Here is a 19,254-nt window from a genome sequence, read left to right as displayed (position 1 = left end):
CACAACGGCCGGGAGCCCGGACCCCCGGGACGGGCCCGGCGCCCGGCGCTTCATCGATTTCCTGCCGGCCCCGGTCTCGCCGTCTGCGACAGCCCTGCGGCAAGATGGCCGCGATGCCGAGCCCCGCCGATTTCCGCCTCTACCACTCCAACTCGCTCGAGGTGCTCGCGGGGCTGCTGGCCGAAGAAGTGCGCCGGCCGGCGCCCGGGCAGCCGCTGCTCGCCCCGGACATCGTGCTGATTCCGCAGGTGTCGATGCGGCGCTGGTTGCAGGCGGAGCTGGCGAAGGCGCACGGGGTCGCCGCCAATCTCGAGTTCCTGACCCCGGGCGAGCTGGTACGACGGGCGCTGGACGCCAATGTCGACGGCGCCGGCGAGGATCTCGATGCCGGGGCGCTGCGCTGGCGGCTGTTCGCCGCGCTGGGCGATGCGGCCCTGATGCGTGCGCCGGCGATGGCCGGCCTGCGCCGGTACCTGGCCGGCGACGATCCGCTCAAGGCCTGGGGCCTGGCCGGCGAGCTGGCGGCGGTGTTCGAGAAGTACCAGGCGTGGCGCCGCGACTGGTTGCTGGACTGGGAGCGCGGCAAGGACCCGCGCGATCCGCAGGCGCTGCTGTGGCGCCACGTCGCCGGTGGCCGCCGCCATCGCGCGCGGCGCATCGACGATTACCTGCGCCGCTTTGCCGGCGAGGGCGGGCAGGCACCCGCCAGCGCCCCGGCCGGCCTGCCGCCGCGCCTGTTCGCGTTCGCCACGCTCAACATCTCCCCCGACGTGCTGCGCGTGGTCGCCAGCCAGGCGCGGGTGGGCACCCTGCACTTCTATCTGCCGTCGCCGACGCCGGCCTACTGGGGCGACCTGCAGACCCTGGGCGAGCGCCTGCGGGCGGAGGGCGAGGACGCCTTCGAGACGGCGGAGAACCCGCTGCTGCAGGCCTGGGGCGCCGCCGGGCGCGACTTCATGGCGGTGCTCGGCAGCTACGAGGTGGTGCATCCGGCCGGCGACATCCCCGCGTATGTGGCGCCGGTGCCGGATCCGGCCGGTCCGCATGCCGACACCCTGCTCAAGCGCCTGCAGAGCGACCTGTTCCATCGCCGCGGCACGCCCGGCGCGCCGTTGCGCGCGCAGGTCGACCGCCGCGACCCGAGCCTGCAGGTGCATGCCTGCCACACCCGCCTGCGCGAGGTGCAGGTGCTGCACGACCAGCTGCGCGGGCTGCTTGACGACCCGCGGTTCGATCCGCCGCTGGAGCCGCGCGAGATCGCGGTGCTCGCCCCCGACATCGACCCGTACGTGCCGTACATCGAGGCGGTGTTCGGCGGCCGCGCCGGCCATGACGACTTCATCCCGTTCGCCCTGGCCGACGCCAGTCCGCTGGCCGGCGAGCCGCTCGCCGACGTGTTCCTGCGGCTGCTGGCGCTGCCCGTCTCGCGGTTCGGCCTGCACGAGGTGCTCGATCTGATCGCCAGCCGGCCGCTGGCGGAAGCGGCCGGACTCGACGCCGCGTCGCTCGAGCGCCTGCACGACTGGCTGCAGGCCGCCGGCGCACGCTGGGGTCTGGACGCGGCCCATCGCGAACGCCACCGCGCCCCGGGCGACGCCACCTGGACCTGGCGCTTCGCCCTGGACCGGCTGCTGCTCGGCCACGCGACCGGCGACGACGGCGACCTCGAGTTGCCCGACGGCCAGCTGCTCGCGCCGTGGCCGGAGCTGGAAGGCGGCGCGCTCTCGGCGCTGGACGCCCTGCTCCGGCTGCTACGCGTGCTCGAACGCCACGAGCGCGTGCTGGCCGAGGCGATGCCCCCCGCGCAGTGGCGTGAGCGCCTGCTCGGCCTGCTCGAGGCCCTGCTGCCGCCGCTGCCGTCGTCCGCCGCGGCGCAGCGTGCGCTGGAACGGCTGCGCCAGCTCGTCGGCGGGTTTGCCGACAGCGCCGCGCAGGCCGGCTTCGACGCCCCGGTGGCGCCGGACGTGGTGCGCGCGCATTTCGCCGCCGCGCTGGGCGAGGCCGACACCCGTGCACCGCTGCTCACCGGCGGGGTCAGCTTCGGCCGCATGGTGCCGCTGCGCCTGCTGCCGTTCCGCGCGATCTGCGTGCTCGGCCTCAACGACGGCGACTATCCGCGCCGTGATCCCGCAGCCGGCCTCAACCGGCTCACCGCCGAGCTGGGCACCGACGGCCGCCGCCACGGCGACCGGTCGCTGCGCGAGGACGACCGCTTCCTGTTCCTGCAGTTGCTGGCCTCGGCCGGCGACGTGTTCTACCTGAGCCATCTCGGCGCCGACGCGCGCGACGGCAGCGCGCGCGAGCCGTCGGTGCTGGTGTCCGAACTGCTCGATGCCGCCGCGGCCCAGCATGTCGATGCGGCCGCCGCGCGGGCGGCGCTGGTCGTGCACCACCCGTTGCAGCCCTTCGCGCCGGCCGCGTTCGGTGCCGGCGACGAGCCGCGGCGCTACAGCTACCGCGGCGAATGGCACCCGGCGGCGGGGCGCAGCGCGGGCGACCGGCACGCGCTGGCACCATGGAGCGGTGCGCCACTGCCGGCGGCCGAAGCCACGCCGGAGGTGGTCACGATCGCCGACCTGCGCCGGTTCCTGCGCGATCCGGCCGGCGAGTTCCTGCGTCGCCGGCTGGCGATGCGGTTGCCGGACGAGGTCGCGGCGGTGGAGGATGTCGAGCCGCTGCTGCTGGCCAGCCGCGGACTCGAACGCGTGGCGCTGCAGGAACAGGTGCTGCGCGCGACCCTTGAGGGCGATACGGCCGGCCTGGCGGCACGCCTGCGCGCCCGCGGCATGCTGCCGCCGGGGCCGCTCGGCGAGGCCCAGCTGACCGGGCTGCAGGCCGAGTTCGCCGCCTATGCGGAACTGTTCAATGACTGGCGCGGGCCGTCGGCGGAGTCGGCGCTCGCGGTGGACATCGCAATCGACGACGTCCGCCTGCAGGGTCGCGTCGAAGGCGTGTGGGGCGGTGGCCTCGGCCGGCTCCGGCCCGGCACGCCCGGTGGCAATGCGCAGATCCGTGACGGGCTCGACTGGCTGTCCGCCAACGCCGCCGGCCATCGGCTGGCGCTGGTGCAGTTCCACGACGCCGGCGACGGCCCGGCCCGGATCGAGCGCGCGCCACTCGATCCCGACGCGGCCCGCGCGACCCTGCGCGCGCTGTTGCAGCTGCGTGCGCGTGGCCTGGCCGAACCGTTGCCGTGGGGTCCGTACTCGGGCTGGGCCCACTACAGCGCGGAGCGTCCGGAAGCGGCGCTGAAGCAGGCACGCGAGCGTTGGGAGGGCGGCTACGAACGCTGGGGCGAACGCGACGGCGATGCGTTCCGGCTGACCCTGCGCGGGCGCGAGCTGTTCGACGACGCGGCCGCGACGGCGGCCTTCGTCGACATCACCCGGCGGGTGTTCGGCGCCGTGGTCGAGGGTTGCGCGTCGGAAGACGTCGACGGCGACGCGGAGGCACCGGCATGAACGCGCCCGCCCATCGCGACCCGTACCTGGACCTGCCGCTCGACGGCGTGCGCCTGATCGAGGCCAGCGCCGGCACCGGCAAGACCTTCACCCTCGCCACCCTGGTGACGCGGCTGATCGTGGAGCGCGGCCTGCGCATCGGGCAGGTGCTCGCGGTGACCTTCACCGAGGCGGCGACGCAGGAGCTGCGCAGCCGCATCCGCGAGCGGCTGGAGCAGGCGGCGCGGGTGGCGGCCGATCCGGACGGCCGCGATGACGACGCCGAAGCGGCGCTCAGCCGCGAGGTGGTCGAGCGCCACCTCGCCATCGGCGGCGAAACCCGCGAGCGGCTCGCCCGCCGCCTGCGGCAGGCGGTGTGGGAGGTCGACCTCGCCGCGATCTTCACCATCCACGGCTTCTGCGCCCGCGTCCTGCGCGAGCACGCGTTCGAAAGCGGCCACGTCTTCGACCCGCCGACCCTGCTCACCGGCGACGCCGCGTTGCGCGAGGAACTCGCCGCCGACCTGTGGCGCGCCTTCGCGGCCGAACCCGGCACCGCATTGCTGCTGCCGCGGCTGTGGACGCAACCGGAGCAGCTGCAGGACGACCTGCGCGCGCTCCTGGCGCACGAGCCGTTGCGGCCGGAGCCTGCCGCGCCGGGTGGCGACCCGCTGCCGACCCTGCAGGCGGCCGGGCGCCGCTTGTCGGAGGCGTTCGGCGCGCACGGCGGCACCCTGCGCGAGGCGCTGGACGCGGCGGTCGCGGCGAAGTTCATCAACGCCACCATGTACAGGGCCGAGACCCTCGACGCCTGCTGGCACGCGCTGCAACGCTGGTGCGACCGCGGCGACGCGGTGGCCACGTTCGACGACCGGCTCGCGCGGCTCGGCACCCGCGTCCTGCGCGACAAGACCAACAAGGCCGGCCAGGGCCGCACCCCGCAGTCACCGCTGTGCGACGCCATCGACGCCTTCCTCGATGCGCGCGCCGCGCACGAGGCCTGGCTGCACGCCCACACCACCGCCCTGCTCCACCGTGTCCGCGACGAAGCCCGCGTGCGACTGGCCGAACTCAAGCGGGTGCGCCGGCTGCAGACCTACGACGACCTTATCGACGGCGTCGCCGACGCGCTCGAAAGCGAGCACGGCGGGGCGCTCGTGGACGCGTTGCGCGCGCAGTACCGCATTGCCCTGGTCGACGAGTTCCAGGACACCGATCCGCGCCAGTGGGCGATCTTCCGGCGGGTATTCGGCGGAAAGGCGGATGACGCGGTGGAGGCGCCCGCGAACCCGCCGGAACATCCACCGGCGCTGTTCCTGATCGGCGACCCCAAGCAGGCGATCTACGGCTTCCGCGGCGGCGACGTGCACACCTACCTGCAGGCGCAGGGCGATGCCGAACGCGCCCCGCCACTGGACCGCAACTTCCGCTCGCGTCCCGGCGTGCTCAGGGCCGTCGCGGCGTTGTATGCCGCCGCGCAGGCGCGGGCCGAGGCCGACGCCGGCGTGCCGCCGCCGTTCGTCGTCGACGGGATCGCCTTTCACGACGTGCAGCCCGGCGGCCACCGCAGCGACGCCGGGTTCCAGCGCGACGGCCGGCCGGCGCCGGCGCTGACCGTGCGCACGGTCGTCGATCCCGACGCGCCCGACGATCCCAATGAGCCGGCTGCCGGGACCGGCGGCCGGGGCAAGGACAAATCCGCCTCGATCGACGCCGACCGCTCGCGCGAGCTGGCCACCCGCGCCTGCGTGGCCGAGATCCACGCGCTGCTGCGCGAAGGTCGCGCCGGTACGGCCGTGATCGACGGCGGGCCGGTGGCGCCCGGCGATGTCGCCGTGCTCGTGCGTACCCACGGCGAAGCCAGTCGCGTGCAGCTCGCGCTGGCCGCCGCCGGCATCCCCGCGGTCGCCGCCGGCAAGCAGAGCCTGTTCGCGACCGCCGAGGCGCGCGACCTGCTCGCGCTGTTCGAGGCCCTGCTGCAACCGGCCGACGACGGCCGCCTGCGCGCGGCGCTGGCCACCGTGCTGGTCGGGCTGGACGCCGCCGCGATCGCCACGCTCGACACCGACGGCGCCGCCCACGCCGCGCACCAGCAACAGGCCCAGCATTGGCGCGAACGCTGGCAGCGCAGCGGCCCGCTGGCGCTGGTCGCCGACCTGTGCGCCGCGGCCGGCGAGCGCCTGCTCGGCCTGCTCGACGGCGAGCGCCGGCTGACCAACACCCTGCAGCTGGCCGAGCTGATGCAGGACGTGCAGGCGCGCACGCCCGGGCTGCACGGCCAGCTGGACTGGCTGCGCGCGGCGGTCGCCGAGGCCGACAGCGACGACGAGGCGCAGTTGCTGCGGCTGGAATCGGACGCGCGCCGGGTGCAGATCGTCACCCTGCACAAGAGCAAGGGACTGGAATACCCGCTGGTGTTCCTGCCGTTCGTCGGCATCGGCGGCAACGGCCGCAACGCCGCGCGTCACCTGGCCGTGCACGACGGCGAACGCCGCGTGCGGCACTGGAAGATCGACAAGGAGGCGCCGGCGTGGAAGGACGCCTGCCGCGAGCACGAACGCGAGGCGCTGGCCGAGCAGGCGCGCCTGCTCTACGTCGGACTGACCCGCGCCCGGCACGCGCTGTGGCTGGCCGAGGGCGCGTTCCACCAGCACGCCAGGACCCGGCTGGCGCCGATGCTGGCCGGACTGGACCGGGCGTCCGCCGCAGGCGACATCGTCTTCGACGACCGCCCGCTCGCCGCCGCGCCGGCGCCGCTGCCGCCGCAAGCGGAGGACGCGGTGCCCGCCGCCCGCCGTGTCGCGCGCACGATCGCGCGCGACTGGTGGGTCTACAGCTTCACCCAGCTGGCCCGCGCCGACGCCGGCGAGGCGGCCGGCGCGGTCGAGGCCGCCGCGACCGGTGCCGAGCGCGGCGCCGCCGACGAGGCGCTGGCCGATGTCGCCGCACCGCCGCCGGGCGCTTCCGGGGACGCGCAGGAGCCGGCGGGGCCCGCGTTCGACCCGCGCTTCGCCGGCAGCCGGTTCGGCAACGTGCTGCACGACGCACTCGAGCATGTCGCGTTCGAGCGGTGGGCGGGGTGGCGCGCCGGCGACCCGCCGCCGTCCGGCCAGGCGCCACCGCTGCGCACGGCGCTGCGCGACGGCGGCTACCCGGATGCCGACCTCGACGACGGCGTCGCGCTGCTGACCACGCTGGTCGGGCACACCCTCACCGTGCCGCTGCCGGAGGGTGGCCGGCTGTGCGACCTGGGTGCCGACGCACGCCGCGCCGAAATGGAATTCCACTTCGCCCTGGCGCCCACCCGGGTCGACGCGCTGATCGAGCTACTACACCGCCACGGCGTGCTGCGCGGGCGGCGCGCGTTCGGTGCGCGCCAGCGGCTGGAGGGGCTGATGACCGGCAAGATCGACCTGACCTATGCAGCCGGCGGCCGCTGGTACGTGCTCGACTACAAGTCCAACCGGCTGCCGGCCTACGACCCGGCCTCGCTCGACGCCGCGATGGCGCACAGCGAGTACGACCTGCAGGCGCTGCTCTACACCCTTGCGCTGCACCGCTGGCTGCGTTTCCGGCTCGGCGACGGCTACGACTACGCCCGCGACTTCGGCGGCGTGCGCTACGTGTTCAGCCGCGGGCTGGCCCAGGGCGAAGGGGTCCATGCGCACCGGCCGGTCCCGGCGCTGGTGCATGCGCTGGATGCGCTGTTCGCCGGGGGTGCGGCGTGAGCCTGCTCGACGCCCTGACCCGCGGCGGTCACCTGCGCCCGCTCGACCTCGCACTGGCTTCGAGCCTGCGCCGGCTGGATCCGGCCACCCCGGAGCCGGTGCTCGCCGGTGCGGCGCTGGCGTCGCTCGCGGTCGCGCAGGGCCACGCCGGGTTCGATCCGGCGCGACCGCGGCTGGTGGTCGATGCCGGGCTCGACTGGCCCTCCGCGCAGGACTGGGCCGCGGCGCTGTCCGCTTCGTCGTGGGTGTCGACGCCGACGCCGGAGGCGACCGCATCGAACACGCCGCTGGTGTTCGACGCCGGCTTGCTCTACCTGCGCCGCTATCGCGAATACGAGCGCCGGCTGGTGGCGCGGCTGCGGGCCTTGGCCCGCACGCCCGTCGACCCGCCAACGCCGGAGGCGCTGGGCGCGGTGTTCGCCGCGCTGTTCCCGCCCGGCACCGCCGACCCGCTGCAGGCGCGCGCCGCCGCGCTGGCGCTGCACGGTGCGCTGTCGCTGGTCACCGGCGGCCCCGGCACCGGCAAGACCACCACCATCGCGCGCCTGCTGGTGCTGCTGGTCGCCCGGGCGCGGCTGGCCGGTGCGGCAACGCCACGGATCGCACTGGCCGCACCGACCGGACGCGCGGCCGAGCGCATGGCCGAGAGCCTGCAGGCGGCGGCCGGGCGGCTGCAGGCGGACCCCGGACTCGATCCGGCCTGGCTGGAGGCGCTGCCGTCCGGCGCCAGCACCCTGCACCGCCTGCTCGGCACCATTCCGGGCAGTCCGCGCTTCCGCCACGACGGCGACCACCCGCTGCCGTTCGACGTGGTGGTGGTCGACGAGGCTTCGATGGTCGACCTGCCGTTGATGTGCAAGCTCGCCGAGGCGGTGCCGGACGGCGCCCGCCTGGTCCTGCTCGGCGACCCCGACCAGCTGCCGTCGGTCGAGGCCGGCGACGTGTTGGCCTCCATCTGTGCCGCCGCGGGGGTGGATGCGGCGTGGCCGCCGGTGCTCGCCGGCTGGCCGGGCGAGGGCGCGACGCGTCCCGCCGAACCCGCCGAGCCAGTCGCGCCGGCCGAGGACGGCTGGACCGGCGACCTGTTCGCGCCGGTCCCCGAACCCACGCGCGAGCGCGTGGCGCCGGGGGTGGACCGCCCCTTCCTGCACGGCCATCGCGTCCACCTGCGACGCGGCTTCCGCCAGTCCACCGGTTTCGACCTCGTGCCGATGGCCGACGCCGTGCGCGCCGGCGATGCCGACCGCGCGCTGGCGTTGCTGCGTGGCGGGTCGCTGTCGGGTGTGCATTTCCACGAGGACGCCGGCGATGCCCTGGCTGCCGGCGCGGCCACGTTGCTGCCTCACTTCCGCGCGCTGGTCGACGCGCGCGATCCGGGCGAGGCGCTCGCGCACGCCGGCCGGCTGCGTCTGCTGACCGCGCTGCGTGGCGGGCCGCAGGGCGCCCACGCACTCAACGCCCGGGTCGAGGAGGCGCTCGCCGGACCGCGTCCGCCAACGCAGTTCCACGGCCGGCTGCTGCTGGTGACCGAGAACAGCTATCGCCACCGCCTGTTCAATGGCGACATCGGTGTCTGCCTGCGCGACGCCCGCGGCACGCTGGTGGCGTGGTTTCCCGACGGCGCGGGCGGGGTGCGCCCGTTCCACCCGGCCGCGCTGCCCGCGCACGAGAGCGCGTTCGCGATGACGGTCCACAAGGCGCAAGGCTCCGAGTTCGACAGCGTGTGGCTGCAACTGCCGCGGCAGGACCACCGGGTGCTCTCGCGCGAACTGGTCTACACCGCGCTGACCCGCGCCCGCCGCGAGCTGCACCTGTGCGCGGGCGAGGCGGTGCTGCGTGCGGCGCTCGCCCGCCATGCCGAACGGGTGTCCGGGCTGGCGGTGCGGCTCGGTGCCTGACCTGGCGCATCGTCCGCGGGCGACGGCGATGCTGGGCTAGACTCGGCCGGCTCGGGGGAGGGGATCGATGTTCCGGAATTCGCGCTGGCGGCTCGCGCTGGGCTGCGTCCTGTCGTCCTGGCTGTGGCTGGCCTCCCCGGCGGCCGCGCAGGCGCTGCGTGTCGAGCTTCTGATGGGCGACGGCGGCATCGACGGCCCGCCGGCATCGGCGCCGGTGCTGGCGCGCGGGACCGCCGACGCCGGTCGCACCCTCGAATTGCCCTTGCCCCGCAGCGAGCACCACTACTGGTTGCGGATCACCCACGACGGGGCGCTCGCTCCGGAGTCGCGTGCGCTGCTGGTCCTCGACGGCCCCGCCGGGCTCGGGCCGGTGACCTTCCACCCGCCGGGCGCACCGCCGCGGGTGATTGCCGATTCGCGCAACGGCGGCTCGCCGCTCCTGCGCCGCGGCTGGGCGCTGCCGCTGCCGCAGGGCTGGCCGCCGGCGGGCGTGGCGTACCTGCGGGTGGGCGGCATCGATGCCGAACCGCTGCGGCTGCGGCTGGCGAGCGAGCGGCAACTCGTCGTCGAGGAGCGCGGCGGCGCGCGCGCCAACGCGGCGGCATTCGCCGTCCTGGTGCTCGGGGCGATGGCGGTGTTCGCCCTGTGGTTGCTGTTCCGCGACGCGATGTACCTGGCCTACACCGGATACCTGCTCTGCATCGCGCTGTATTCGACCGTACTCAGCGGCGATGCGCACGAGATCCCGGGGCTGGGCTGGCTCGCCCACGGCGGCCCGACCGTGCACTGGACGTTCCCGACCCTCGCGGTGGTGCTGCAGCTCGCCTTCACCGTGCGCTTCCTCGACCTCGACCGCGCGCTGCCGCGCGCGGCGCGGTTGCTGCGCATGCTGCTGTGGCTGCACGTCGCCCTGCTCGCGGTGCTGTGGCTCGGGGGCGGGTGGGTCCACGACGTCTATTCGCTGGTCGGCAATGCGCTGCTGGTCGCCTGCGTTCCCCTGCTGCCGGTCATCGCCGTGCTGGCCCGCCGCCGCGACGCCGCCTACGCCGGCTACTACCTGCTCGGGTGGACGCCGATGCTGACGGTCGCCGCCCTCGCCGGCGCCCACCAGCTCGGCCTGCTGCAGGCGGCATGGAGCGAACGCGCGCTGCCACTGGTGGCGGTGCTCGAATCGCTGGTGCTGGCGGTCGCGGTGGGGCACCACGCGCTGGCCCGGCACCGGCTCGCGCTCGACGCCCGCGAGGTGCTGGCGCGCGACCCGCTCACCGGCGCGCTCGACGGCGCCGCGCTGCGGCAGATGCTCGATGCCTGGTACCGGCGGGCGAGCTTCGGCCGCAACCGCTACGGCCTGCTGCTGCTGGAGATCGACCAGCACCGCGAGCGGGTGGCACGGTTCGGCCGTGCCCGCGCCGATGCGCTGCTGCAGCAGGCGCTGGCCCGGATGCGCGGCCTGCTGCGCGCCGACGATGCCATCGCCCGCATCGACGGTGCGCAGTTCGCAATCGTCAGCGAGTGCCGTCGCGAGGACGTCGAGCACCTGTTGCAGCGCATCCAGGCGGGGTTCGCGGGGCAGCCGTTCCGCATCGACGGCCAGGACGTCGCGCTCATCGTCGACATCGGCCTCGTGATGTCGCGCCGCGGCGAGCCGGTCGCGGCGCTGTTCGAACGGGCCGGCCGTTCGCTCCAGCAGGCGCGCGAGCGCCGTGCGCTGCTCACCCGCTTCGATCCGGCGGCCGCCGAAGCACCGGTCGACGCCTGACCCTCGACACTGCATTGACGTGGCTGAGTACCGGGCCAACGTCGCGGCGATAACCGCGCTGCTTTCACTCCCGTTGCACCGCCGCGCGCCTACGTTCAGCGCACCGGTGCGATCGCTCCGGCCCCCCACCAATCAACGGAGCACACCCATGAGTGACGTCAAGAAAGACCACAGCATCGGCGCGGGTACCGGCGCGGTGGCCGGCGCGGTCGCGGGCGCGGCAGTCGGGTCGGTCGGCGGCCCGGTCGGCAGCGCCATCGGCGCGGTGGCCGGCGGCGTGATCGGTGCCAAGGCCGGCGACTCGATCGCCGAGGCGGTCAACCCGACCGAGTACCGCGAGCACTTCAAGCGCGAGTACCGCAGCACGCCGTATTACTCGAGCGAGCGCGAGTGGAACGACTACGAGCCGGCCTACCAGTACGGCTACGACACCTACGGCCGTTACCGCGGCCAGCGCTTCGAGGACGCCGAGCCGCACCTCGAGCGTGACTGGGACCGCACCCGCGGCGACTCGCGCCTGGAGTGGAGCGATGCACGCCATGCGGTGCGCGACGGCTGGCACCACATCGAACGCGCCCTCCCGGGCGACGCCGACCGCGACGGCCGCTGAGCCGCTTCGCGCCGCCGGCGGAACACACAACAACAACAAACAACAACGAACACAGCAGTTGGTGCCTGGACGGGGTCGCACGCGGCCCCGTCTTTTTTTGTCGTGATGCCCGCGGGTTCAGCCCCGCGATGGGCAGGAGTAGCATGGCAGCCCCCACGACAATCCCCCGCGCCATGGCCGATCCCCACAAACCGTCCCGCGAAGAGGCCGAGTCCGCCGTCCGCACCCTGCTGCGCTGGGCCGGCGAGGATCCCGCCCGCGAAGGCCTGCTGGACACCCCCAAGCGGGTCGCCAAGGCCTACCAGGACTGGTTCAGCGGCTACGCGCTGGATCCGGACGAGTACCTCGCCCGCACCTTCGAGGAAGTCGCCGGCTACGACGAGCTGATCGTGCTGCGCGACATCGAGTTCGAGAGCCACTGCGAACACCACATGGCGCCGATCATCGGCAAGGCCCACGTCGGCTACCTGCCCGACGGCAAGGTGGTCGGCATCAGCAAGCTGGCCCGCGTGGTGGACGCCTACGCGCGCCGCTTCCAGGTGCAGGAAAAGATGACCTCGCAGATCGCCGGCTGCATCCAGCGCGTGCTGCAGCCGCGCGGCGTCGGCGTGGTGATCGAGGGCGCGCACGAGTGCATGACCACCCGCGGCGTGCACAAGCGCGGCGTCAGCATGATCACCTCGAAGATGCTCGGCACCTTCCGCGAGGACGCCCGCACCCGCGCCGAGTTCCTGCAGTTCATCGACGTCGGCCCCGGGCGCTGAGCGCCGGGGCTGGTCTGGCGCACCCGGCTTTACGCTCCTGTCCTCGCGAATGCGGGTTCTTGTAGGAGCGACGTGAGTCGCGACCCACTGACAACCGTTTCCGTGTCGATCAACGCGCACCACGGTCGCGCGATTTCGAGGCGCGCGCTGAACGCAGCCACTCCTGGGGTCAATGGATCGCGACTGACGTCGCTCCTACAAAAGTCCACCAACCCCCGAACTCCGAACGCGAACCCGCGAACACACACCGCCGTGCTGGCATCACCTTTGATGGCGCCAGCCCGCGGCGCGCCAAGCGCCAAGCGCCGCCGTCAACGCTCCAGGATCGCCACCACGCCCATGCCGCCGGCGGTGCAGATCGACACCAGGCAGCGGCCGCCGCCGCGGGCGGCCAGCTCCTTCGCCGCGGTCGCGACAATGCGCGCGCCGGTGGCGGCGAACGGATGCCCGGTCGCCAGCGACGAGCCGTTCGGGTTGATCTTCGCCGGGTCGATCCGCCCGAGCGGCGCGTCCAGCCCGAGCCGGCCCCTGCAGTACTCCTCGCTCTCCCACGCCCGCAGCGTGCACAGCACCTGCGCGGCGAACGCCTCGTGGATCTCGTAGAAGTCGAAGTCCTGCAGGCTCAAACCGTTGCGCGCCAGCATCTGCGGCACCGCTACGGTCGGCGCCATCAGCAGGCCCTCGCCGTGGACGAAGTCGACCGCGGCCACGTGGGCGTCGCGCAGGTGGCACAGCACTTCGTGGCCGTGCGCCGCCGCCCACTCGTCGGAGGCCAGCAGGCACGCCGCGGCGCCGTCGGTCAGGGGCGTCGAATTGGCCGCGGTCAGGGTGCCTCGGCCAGAGGTGCGGTCGAACGCCGGCTTCAGCGTCGCCAGCTTTTCCAGCGTACTGTCGGGGCGCAGGTTGTTGTCGCGCGCCACCCCGCGGAAGCTGACGACCAGGTCGTCGAAGAAACCGCGCTCGTAGGCTGCGGCGAGCTTGAGGTGCGACGACAGCGCCCACTCGTCCTGCGAGTCGCGGCCGATGTTCCACTGCTTGGCCATGTCCTCGCAGTGCTCGCCCATCGACTTGCCGGTGCGCGGCTCGGCCACGCCGGGGAAGTCGGGCTTGAGTTCGCCCAGCGAGAATCCCTTGAACTCGGCCAGCTTGCCCTTGAGGTCGCGCGCCGCGTTCGCCGCCAGCAGGCGCCGGCGGAAGGCCTTGCCGTAGACGATCGGCACGTCCGAGGTCGAGTCCGAACCGCCGCCGATGCCGGCCTCGATCTGGCCGGTGGCGATCTTGTTGCCCACGGTGATGATCGAATCCAGCGAGGTACCGCAGGCGCGCTGCAGGGTGATGCCCGGCGTCAGCGGCGACAGCCCGGACGACAGCGCCGCCTCGCGGCCGAGGTTCCAGTCGCTGGAGTGCTTGATCACCGCGCCCATCGCCACCTCGCCGAGCACCTGTCCGTGCAGGCCGTACTTTTCGACCAGCGCGCCGAGGGTGCGCACCGACATGCCCAGGTTGCCGACGTCCGCGTAGGCGGTGTTCTGCCGGCAGAACGGGATTCGCACTCCGCCGAGCACGGCAACGGGACGGACAGGACGCATCGGATCACCTTCTGGAGGGCGCTGGCGGTGCAGCGCGGGGCTTGCGGGGCAGCCCGCAAGCGGGTGCGGGCATAATGGCCTGAGTGTAGCGCCGGGCTTCGGACGCGACCAAACGCCAGCGTATTTTCATTAAGGGAAGCAATGAGCCAGACCCCGCAACTCCACGTGCTCGGCGCACTCGCGCTGGAACTGACCGGCGCGGCACCCGTGGCACGCGACGCGCTGGCGCAGCCCGAGGTCGGCGCCTTGGCCGGGCTGGTCGCGCGCGACCTGGCGAAGTTCGCGCCGGAGGCCGCGCAGCTGGAGCTGGTCACCGTCGGTGCCCATTACGACCCGGTCGAACTGCTGCGGCCCGGCTGGCCGCTGCACCGGGAGCTCGACCAGCTCGCCGCGCGCGCCCCGAAGGAAGTCCCCTTGGGGGGCGCCCCGCGCCAGGGCCTCGGCCGCGACCAGGGCCGGGTGATCGCGTTCGGCGCGCACGAGGGCAAGCTGCCGGGCACGCTCGCGCCGTCACCGGATTTCGCCGGCGGGCCGCTGCGGCTGGTGCCGTTCGTGCTCGGCGGCCCGGCGGAGACAGTGTCGACGGTCGGCGACGCGTTCGAACGCGACCTGATCGAAACCGGCATGGCCGGCGCCGACACCGCACTGGCCGCCCAGGAGGCGTTCGGCCTGCAGGTCGAGCACGCCCGCTACCTGACCGTGCACGACCTCGCAGCGATGACCGCGATGCAGTACGAACACGCCGGCCTGGCCGCGCTGTGGCCGCTGCTGGAGACCGCCCTGCTCGAACCCGACGGCGAAGCCTGGCTCGACCAGCCGCCCGAGCCGCTGCTGCACTACACCGGCGGCGAGGCGCGGATCGCCCTGTTCTCGCCGAACGCCTGGCACCAGCGCTACGCTGCCGACGAGCACGACCCCGCTGATCCGGCGGGCGCCGATGACGCCACCCGCGAACGGCTGCAGCGCCGCCACCAGCTGTTCGAGGCCCGGCAGCGGCAGATCGCCGCCGTGCTCGCCGCCCACGGGGTCGCCGTCACCTTCGTCCACTGCGGCCGCGACAGCGACTATCGCAACGAGCTGCGCTGAGCCGGCGCGATTTGCGCGTGCGGAGCAGAGGTCAGCACCACCGGCCACCGGCATGCGCGTGCCGCGGTCCAGCGGCGTCTGTCGGGGCTGCTGTGGGAGCGGCTTCAGCCGCGATCGTGGAACGGGTACGGGCGAACGGTTGCCGGATCGCGGCTGAAGCCGCTCCTACAAAAGGCCGGCCATCCGCACGACTCCCTGTAGGAGCGAGGTAAGTCGCGACCCACTGACCGGCCGAGGCGCACCGTTCAACGCGCTCCACAATCGGGCGATCCCCTCCCGCGGACCGCTGCGCCGCCACCAGTGGACGCGACCTACCCCGTTCCCACAGGCGCCGCCACGTACAAACCGCCGCGCCACGTCGAACGGCACCCCGACCACGCCGCCGCTCACCCGGCCTTGCCGCTACTCACTCCGGCCGCGGCAGCGCGTGCTCCAGGATGTCGTATCCCGCGTCCACCATGCCCAGTGCCGCGTAGGTGCGTTGCGCGGCGGCGTTGCCACGCTCGACGTACAAGCGCAGCCCGATCACGCCATCGGTCGCCCGCGCGAGCGCCGCGACGTGCCGGTACAGCGCGGAGAACACGCCGCGCCGCCGGTGGGCCTCGTCGACGTAGACGCTCTGGATCCACCACCACTCGCCGTTGCGCCAGTCGCTCCATTCGCGGGTCAGCATCAGCGTGCCGACCGCGGCCGCGATGGTTTCGCGGCCGGCGGCGAGCGACTCGTCCATCGCCACGAAGTAGCGCGCCCGCGCCGGGTCGGCGATGCCGGCCGCGATGCCGGCGCGCACGGTGTCGGGATCGAGCGCCTTGTGCTCGGTTTCCCACGCCATTGCCGCCGCCCAGCGCGCCAGCAACGCGGTGTCGCTGGCGTGGGCGGGGCGGATCCGCAGCGGGCGCGTGGCGCCGGTGGCTTCGGTCATGGCGTCATGGCCGGACGTGGCGCGCACGGCGACCGGCTCAGCCGCCTGCGATCACGCCGCAGGCCACGCGCGCGCCGGCATTGCCGGACGGCTGGCTGGTGTAGTCGTCGGGCGCGGCGTGGACGATCACCGCCTTGCCGACCGCGTCGTTGGCGGCGCCGCCGCCCAACACCACGCCATTGGCATGCACGTCGACCATCGCCACGCCCTCGCCGTTGGCGACGATGTTGTTCATGTCGCCGGCGTGGTGGGTGGCGGTGTCGACCTTGCCGTGCGGCTCGGCGGTCGGGTTGAAATGACCGCCGGCGCTGCTGGCATCGGCCGCGCTGCAATCGCCTTTCTCGTGGATGTGGATGGCGTGGGTGCTGCCCGGCGCGAGGCCGCCGACCTCGCCGGTCAGGTGCAGACCCTCGCCCATCGGCATGATCGACAGCCGGCCGCTGACCAGGCTGCCCGAAGCCGCCGCCAGGTTCACCGACGCGTTCTGCAGGGTCGACGTGGTGGCCAGTTCGGGGGCCGCCGGCGCGGTGTCCGCGGCGGCGGTGTCGGAACGGGTCTGCGGGGTCGAGCTGCAGGCGGCGAGCAGCAGGGCGGTGGTGCTGGCAAGCAGGGCGGTCTTCATGGCGATCTCCTGATCAGGTGGTCGGGTGCCGCCGCGGACGGTAAGTCGCCGCGGGTTCAGCGATGGTGAATCCGGTCGCCGCACCTCACGGCCGGCGTGGCTTGAGCTTGCGGGTCAGGGTGTTGCGGCCGACTCCGAGCCGGGCGGCGGCCTCGGCGCGGCGGCCGCCGGTGTGGTCGAGCGCGGCCTGCAGCAGCACTTCGTCGAAGCGGGCCAGCGCGCGGGCGTGGATCGCGGGCGCATCGGCGTCGAGCGCCTGCCGCGCCCAGTCGGCCAACGCGTCGCCCCAGTCGCCGACACCGGTGTTGGTGGCGGGCCCACCAGCGGTTATCGCGCCACCGCGCCCCGGCCCGAGCGCCGCCTCGACATCGGCCGCGGTGACGGTGTCGGCCGGCGCCAGCGCGGCCAGCCGCCAGCAGACGTTCTCCAGCTCGCGCACGTTGCCGGGCCAGTCGTGCGCCAGCAGACGCCGGGTCGCGGCCGGCGCCAGCCGCTTCGGCGCGGCATCGAAGCGGCGCGCGGCGACGGCGAGGAAGCGCGCGGCCAGCAGCGGCACGTCGTCGATCCGTTCCCGCAGCGGCGGCAATCGCAGCCGCACCACGTCGAGCCGGTGCAGCAGGTCGGCGCGGAAGCGGCCGTCGGCCACACGCGACTCCAGGTCCTGGTGGGTCGCGGCGATCACCCGCACGTCGACCCGCACCAGCTCCCGGCCGCCGACGCGGAAGAACTCGCCCTCGGCCAGCACCCGCAGCAGCCGGGTCTGCAGCGCCGCCGGCATGTCGCCGATCTCGTCGAGGAACAGGGTGCCGCCGTCGGCCTGCTCGAACCGGCCGATGTGGCGGCGGGTCGCGCCGGTGAAGGCGCCGGCCTCGTGGCCGAACAGCTCGCTCTCCAGCAGCTCGGCCGGGATCGCGGCGGTGTTGAGCGCGACGAACGGCCGCGCCGCGCGCGGCGACTCGCGGTGCAGCGCGCGTGCGACCAGCTCCTTGCCGGTGCCGGTCTCGCCGGTGACCAGCACCGACAGCGGCGCCTGCGCGAGCCGGCCGATCGCGCGGTACAGCTCGCGCATCGGCGGTGAGTCGCCGACCAGCAGCGGTTCGCCGGCGGCCGGCGCGGGCGGCGGCGCGGCTTCGTCTTCGCGCGCGGCCAGCGTGCGCCCGGCCAGCGCCACCGCCTCGTCGAGGTCGAACGGTTTGGACAGGAACTCGCGGGCACCGCCGCGGAACGCACCGGCGGTGCTGGCGACATCGGTGTAGGCGCTCATCACCACCACCGGCAGATCGGGCACGCGGGTGCGCAGCTTGTCGAGCAGCACCAGGCCGTCGTCGCCGGGCATGCGCACGTCGGTGAACAGCAGCCCGGGCGTCGGCAGTTCCGGCGACGGGTGTTCGATGGCGGCGAGCGCGCTGGCCGCGCCCTCGAACTCGGTCACCGCGTAGCCCGCCTCGCGCAGCGCGGTGGCCAGCACGAAGCGGACCGCGCGGTCGTCGTCGACCACCCAGATGCGTGCGCTCATCCGTTGTCCTCCTTCGGCGCGGGTGCGTCGTCGCCGCTGTCGACCACCGCGTCCGGCAGGGTCATCGGCAGCAGCAGGGTGAACACGGTGTGGCCCGGCCGCGAGCGGTAGGCCAGCGAGCCGCGGTGCTCGCGCGCGACCTGCTGCGCCAGCGCCAGCCCCAGCCCGCTGCCTTCGGCGCGGCCCGACACCAGCGGCAGGAACACGCGCTCGGCCAGCGCTTCGGGCACGCCGCGGCCGTCGTCCACGATCTCCAGCCGCAGCACCATCGGGTGCGCATCCTCGCCGATGCGCACGCCGTGCCCGGCGCGCGTGCGCAGGGTGACGGTGCCGGCGCCGGCCTCGATCGCGTTGCGGACCAGGTTCCACAGCGCCTGGGTCAGGCGGTCGGGGTCCCCGGCGAACTCGGGCAGGCTCGGGTCGTAGTCACGCAGCAGGCGCACCGCCCAGCCGGCGTCGCTCTCAGCCAGCCGGAGCACGCGCTCGAGCACGGCGTGGATGTTGAGCTCGGCGTGCGGTCGCGGCGGCGCCGGGCTCAGCAGCTGGTCGAGCAGGGCGGCAAGGCGGCCGACCTCGCTGTCGATCAGGCCGACCAGCTCGCGTGAGGCGTCGTCGCCGACGCGGCGGCCGAGCAGCTGGGCGGCGCCCTTGAGCCCAGCCAGCGGATTGCGTAGCTCGTGGGCGAGGCCCTTGAGCGCGGCCGACAGCGCCGACGGCAGCAGCAGGGCGGGGTCGTCGCCGGGGAATTCGTCGACCGGGTGGGCCTCGACGAGGACGCCGTCGCCGTGGGCGCTGAGCCAGAGGTCGGCGAAGCGTTCGTCGGCCTCGGGGTGGCACAGGTGCATGCGGCGCAGGCGCAGCGGGGCGCCGTCGGGGTGGATGCGGGCGAGGGCGTCGGCCAGGCGCTCGGGCTGTTCGGCGTCGAGCGCGGGCAGGGGGCGGCCGACCACGCGGCGGGCGCCGACGCCGAGCCAGCGCGCGAAGGCCTGGTTGCAGCCGGCGATGCTGCCGTCGGCACCGGTCCACGCCAGCGGCGTGGTCAGGGCGTCGAACTCGGGCGCGTCGGCGGGCATCGCACCATCTTAGTGCAGCGCCGCGGCGTACCGTGGCACCCCGGCGTTCCCGTGCCATCACCGACGCGCTGCTTTTGTAGGAGCGGCTTCAGCCGCGAAGCCACCGACAACCGTGACCGACGATCAACGCCGCCCACGATCAAGCGATCCCTGCGGCAGCGACCCGCGACGTGGCCTTGCTGGATCTTGGGATTCGTGCCGGACGGCGCAGCCCTCCCGGCGCGGAGCCTGCGGTGATCACACGACC

Annotated in this window: 12 protein-coding genes; 7 read left to right on the top strand and 5 right to left on the bottom strand. The window is 74.1% G+C overall.

Translation table 11 applies throughout. The features are described from left to right. Nucleotides 1–113: 113 nt before the first annotated feature. The 6 genes from recC to folE all read left to right on the top strand — a co-directional run bounded on the left by recC (nucleotide 114) and on the right by folE (nucleotide 12,199). Nucleotides 114–3,461, top strand: a complete 3,348-nt coding sequence (gene recC / locus U8331_RS00680) for an exodeoxyribonuclease V subunit gamma (protein ID WP_481131716.1) — start codon at nucleotides 114–116, stop codon at nucleotides 3,459–3,461. Beyond that, nucleotides 3,458–7,168 carry a UvrD-helicase domain-containing protein gene (locus U8331_RS00675; RefSeq protein ID WP_481131715.1) on the top strand — a complete coding sequence of 1,237 codons (3,711 nt, stop codon included), beginning with the start codon at nucleotides 3,458–3,460 and terminating at the stop codon, nucleotides 7,166–7,168. Before recC ends, U8331_RS00675 begins: the two co-directional genes overlap by 4 nt. Then, nucleotides 7,165–9,066 (top strand): exodeoxyribonuclease V subunit alpha, encoded by a 1,902-nt coding sequence (recD, locus tag U8331_RS00670; RefSeq protein WP_481131714.1) that lies wholly within the window; start codon nucleotides 7,165–7,167, stop codon nucleotides 9,064–9,066. Before U8331_RS00675 ends, recD begins: the two co-directional genes overlap by 4 nt. 67 nt (nucleotides 9,067–9,133) lie before the next feature. Further along, nucleotides 9,134–10,825: a GGDEF domain-containing protein gene (locus U8331_RS00665; protein ID WP_481131713.1), complete on the top strand. Its 1,692-nt coding sequence runs from the start codon at nucleotides 9,134–9,136 to the stop codon at nucleotides 10,823–10,825. A gap of 148 nt (nucleotides 10,826–10,973) precedes the next feature. Further along, nucleotides 10,974–11,435: a hypothetical protein gene (locus U8331_RS00660; RefSeq protein WP_481131712.1), complete on the top strand. Its 462-nt coding sequence runs from the start codon at nucleotides 10,974–10,976 to the stop codon at nucleotides 11,433–11,435. A gap of 173 nt (nucleotides 11,436–11,608) precedes the next feature. After that, nucleotides 11,609–12,199 carry a GTP cyclohydrolase I FolE gene (gene folE / locus U8331_RS00655; protein ID WP_481131711.1) on the top strand — a complete coding sequence of 197 codons (591 nt, stop codon included), beginning with the start codon at nucleotides 11,609–11,611 and terminating at the stop codon, nucleotides 12,197–12,199. 311 nt (nucleotides 12,200–12,510) lie between these two features. Here the strand turns inward: folE and U8331_RS00650 are convergent, their stop codons facing one another. Next, nucleotides 12,511–13,788, bottom strand: coding sequence for an acetyl-CoA C-acetyltransferase (locus tag U8331_RS00650; protein ID WP_481131710.1), 1,278 nt, complete (start codon nucleotides 13,786–13,788; stop codon nucleotides 12,511–12,513). A gap of 141 nt (nucleotides 13,789–13,929) precedes the next feature. On the opposite strand from U8331_RS00650, the gene U8331_RS00645 reads away from it, so the two are divergent. Further along, nucleotides 13,930–14,874, top strand: a complete 945-nt coding sequence (locus tag U8331_RS00645) for a hypothetical protein (RefSeq protein ID WP_481131709.1) — start codon at nucleotides 13,930–13,932, stop codon at nucleotides 14,872–14,874. 406 nt (nucleotides 14,875–15,280) lie between these two features. Here U8331_RS00645 and U8331_RS00640 read toward each other — a convergent pair whose 3' ends face one another. The 4 genes from U8331_RS00640 to U8331_RS00625 all read right to left on the bottom strand — a co-directional run bounded on the left by U8331_RS00640 (nucleotide 15,281) and on the right by U8331_RS00625 (nucleotide 19,007). Continuing rightward, nucleotides 15,281–15,796: a GNAT family N-acetyltransferase gene (locus tag U8331_RS00640; protein ID WP_481131708.1), complete on the bottom strand. Its 516-nt coding sequence runs from the start codon at nucleotides 15,794–15,796 to the stop codon at nucleotides 15,281–15,283. Nucleotides 15,797–15,833: 37 nt separating this feature from the next. Continuing rightward, nucleotides 15,834–16,424, bottom strand: a complete 591-nt coding sequence (locus tag U8331_RS00635) for a superoxide dismutase family protein (RefSeq protein WP_481132859.1) — start codon at nucleotides 16,422–16,424, stop codon at nucleotides 15,834–15,836. Between the two features lie 79 nt (nucleotides 16,425–16,503). Continuing rightward, nucleotides 16,504–17,934: a nitrogen regulation protein NR(I) gene (ntrC, locus tag U8331_RS00630; protein WP_481131707.1), complete on the bottom strand. Its 1,431-nt coding sequence runs from the start codon at nucleotides 17,932–17,934 to the stop codon at nucleotides 16,504–16,506. Further along, on the bottom strand, nucleotides 17,931–19,007 hold the full coding sequence (locus U8331_RS00625) for a two-component system sensor histidine kinase NtrB (RefSeq protein WP_481131706.1): 1,077 nt from the start codon (nucleotides 19,005–19,007) through the stop codon (nucleotides 17,931–17,933). The genes ntrC and U8331_RS00625 overlap by 4 nt, the downstream gene beginning before the upstream one ends. Nucleotides 19,008–19,254 lie beyond the last annotated feature (247 nt).

The sequence above is a fragment of the Lysobacter sp. CC-YZS074 genome (assembly GCF_056739745.1).
This window is presented reverse-complemented; position numbering and strand designations above follow the sequence as displayed.